Origin of the sequence: Streptomyces sp. TRM68367 (genome assembly GCF_014495685.1) — a bacterium.
In the GTDB taxonomy this organism is placed as follows: Bacteria; Actinomycetota; Actinomycetes; order Streptomycetales; family Streptomycetaceae; genus Streptomyces.
The window spans coordinates 1-3,005 of record NZ_JACTVI010000229.1; the positions used below are offsets into that span (position 1 = coordinate 1).

Here is a 3,005-nt window from a genome sequence, read left to right on the forward strand (position 1 = left end):
GCGGCCGGTGCGGCCGGTGCGGCCGGTGCGGCCGGTGCGGCCGGTGCGGCCGGTGCGGCCGGTGCGGCCGGTGCGGCCGGTGCGGCCGACAGGACGGTCCCCAGGGTCACCGTCGCCAGTGCGGCGATGCTGAAACGTCTCATGCGCGGCTTCTCCCAGCGTCGACAAGGCCCGGGGGTGGACCGTACCGCCTGAGGGCAAGCGCTTTCTAGAGTTCTGACAGATTTCGATGAACTGCCAATGTGGACGGCGAAAGCCCTTTCGCCAAATCGATTCAAACGACCCGTCCGGGCTGGGCTCACCCGAGGGCGAGCCCAGCCCGGACCTCCATGACGGGCAGCTCAGGTACCGCGCGTCCACTGCTGGTTGGAGGCTCCGTTGCAGGTGTACGTGATGATCGCCGCGGAGTTGGCGGTGGAGGCGCCGGACACGTCCAGGCACTCGCCGGTCGCCCGGGACTTCACGTTGACGTAGGAACCGGTCGTGGTGAGAGACCACTGCTGGTTGGTCGCCGAGGAGTTGCAGTTCTGCTGGGTGACGGTGCTCGCGTTCTCCTGCACGCACAGGGAGCTGTTGCGCACCATCAACTGGTAGTAACCACTTCCGACCGACTTGAACCAGTACTTCTGGTTGGCGCCGCCGTTGCAGTCGTACTGCTTGATCTGGGCGCCCTGCCAGAGCGACTGGCTCGTCACGTCGGCGCACCGGCCGCTGTGCCGGGCGATCAGGGTGTTGTACGTGGCGCTGTTGCCGCTGACGGTCCCGGCGGCCGTGTCGATGGTGACCTCAGGGGACCAGGACATGGACATCGAGGTGGAGCTGGGGAAGGTCAGCGGCAGCCACACGTACCGGGAGTCGTTGACGGTGCCGCCGAAGGAGTTGCCCCAGCGGTCGCCGAGGTACAGGTACGACGTGCCCGAGGATCCCTGCACCGGCAGCACGTAGGCGGTCTGTGATCCGTAGGCGGTCGAGTCCCCGACGTTGCGCATCGCCGACCAGGGCCCGGCGAGGTTCGTGGCCGTCGCGTACTGCTGCTGGTTGGGGTTCCAGCCGGTGGCGCCCGAGGTCAGCATGAAGTACACGCCGTTCCGCTTGAACAGCGCCGGGGCCTCGCGGTGGCCGCCCGGCCAGGGGTTGGCGACCAGGCTCGCGATGCCGGTGTAGTCGGCGGTGAGCCGGTAGATGTGCAGGTCGTAGTTCTCACGGGCGGCGGAGACCATGTAGCCGGCGCCGTCGGTGTCGGTGAACACCGTGATGTCGCGGGACATGTGCTGCCCGAGCGGGCGGAAGCTGCCCCGGTAGTCGTAGGCGCCGTCCACGGTGTCCGAGACGGCGACGGCGGCGCGGGCCTCGCTGTAGTCGGTGCCGTTCTCCTTGTGCATCCACATCACGAACTTGCCGGTGGAGGCGTTGTACATCACCTTCGGCCGCTCGATCTTGGCGCTGGCGAGCTCCGGGTCGCTGGCCTCGGTCAGGACGTGGCCCCGGAACTCCCAGTTCTTCAGGTCGGTGGAGCGGTAGGCGTCCACGTAGCGGAAGGTGTTGTCGGCGTTGCGGTGCTCGCCGAACCAGTAGTAGTAGGAGCCGACCTTGAGGACGCCGCCGCCGTGCGCGTGCACGGGGCTTCCGTTCGTGGCGGTGAACTGGGTGCCGTTGGTGATCGTCCGAGGTGCCGCCTGGGCGGGCGCGGCGGTCACGAGGGCACCGGCGAGCGCGCACACCACGGCGAGGAGGATCGCGTAGGCGCGTCTCATCTCATGCTCCCGCCTTCGCGGTGTCGGCGACGGGAATCCCGAAGTCCGGGGTGCCGTCCGGCTTCCAGCCGAGCTTCTGGATACGGGTGTGGCGGTTGGGGTCGTTCAGCGGGTCGCCGTTGATCTCCTTGTACTGGCGGGCGTGGTAGACGAGGACATCGGTGCGGCCGTCCTCGGCGACCGTGAAGCAGTTGTGGCCGGGGCCGTACTGCTTGGTGGTGTCGTTGCTGGTGAAGACCGGTTCGGGGGACTTGGCCCAGCTGGCGGGGTCCATGAGGTCGCTGTCGGCGTCGGCGGTCAGCAGGCCCACGCAGTAGTTGGAGTCGGTGGCGGAGGCCGAGTACGTCATGAAGACGCGTCCGTTGCGTTGCAGCACGTACGCCCCCTCGTTGACCTTGAAGCCGATGCACTCCCAGTCGTACTCCGGGGTGGACAGCCGTATCTGAGGGCCCTTCAGGGTCCACGGGTTCGCCATCTCGGACAGGAAGATGCCGGTGTTGTTGTCCAGGCCGGGCTCGTGCTGGGCCCAGGCGAGGTAACGCGTTCCGCGGTGGGTGAAGGTGGTGGCGTCCAGGGAGAAGGTTTCCCAGGCGGTCTTGACCTGGCCCTTCTCCACCCAGGTGCCCTTGAAGGGATTGGGGTGGGAGTTCTCCAGCACCCAGATGCGAATTTTCCACACGTCCTCGGCGGGCGCGGCGGCGAAGTAGATGTACCACTTGCCGCCGATGCGGTGCATTTCCGGCGCCCAGATGTGGGCGCCCATGTCACCGGTGGGGTGGGCCCGCCAGATGACCGACTCGGCGGCGGAGGACAGGCCGTTCAGGGTGCGGGAACGGCGCAGGATGATCCGGTCGTACTCGGGCGCGGTGGCGGTGAAGTAGTAGAAGCCGTCGGTGTGGCGGCGGATGTGCGGGTCGGCGCGCTGGAGGACGAGCGGGTTCACGTACGGGGCTGCCTTCGGGGGTCCGTCCGGCGCGGCGGCGGCCTCGGCGACACCGGGGACGGCGGCGAGGGCACCGGCGGCCGCGGCACCCTTCAACAGCAGGCGGCGGCTGGGGACTTCGGGCAGATCGTCGGCGCGGCTCATGCGGGCTGCCTCTCACAGGGGGAAAGTGTTCGACATAACGAACAATATCTGTCATTACGAACGCCGAAAAGGTAAGCGGGGCCTGTCGATGAATTAGTGGGTTTCTTGCGGTAGTTGGGCTCGTTGATGCGGTATGGGTCGCTTCGATGAGTTGATCGGTTCGT

2 protein-coding genes are annotated in these 3,005 nt (G+C 67.5%); both read right to left on the bottom strand.

What is annotated here, in order from left to right; translation table 11 throughout:
- Positions 1–341 precede the first annotated feature (341 nt).
- A complete protein-coding gene (locus tag H8R17_RS44945; RefSeq protein WP_187828913.1) occupies positions 342–1,754 on the bottom strand; it encodes an RICIN domain-containing protein in 1,413 nt (470 codons plus the stop codon).
- 1 nt (position 1,755) lies between these two features.
- A complete protein-coding gene (locus tag H8R17_RS44950) occupies positions 1,756–2,841 on the bottom strand; it encodes a glycoside hydrolase family 43 protein (protein WP_187828914.1) in 1,086 nt (361 codons plus the stop codon).
- Positions 2,842–3,005 lie beyond the last annotated feature (164 nt).

What these genes read in the sequence shown, in the direction of transcription:
- H8R17_RS44945 (WP_187828913.1), bottom strand. Translation starts at nt 1,754, where the DNA reads ATGAGACGCGCCTACGCGATCCTCCTCGCCGTGGTGTGCGCGCTCGCC.
- H8R17_RS44950 (WP_187828914.1), bottom strand. Translation starts at nt 2,841, where the DNA reads ATGAGCCGCGCCGACGATCTGCCCGAAGTCCCCAGCCGCCGCCTGCTG.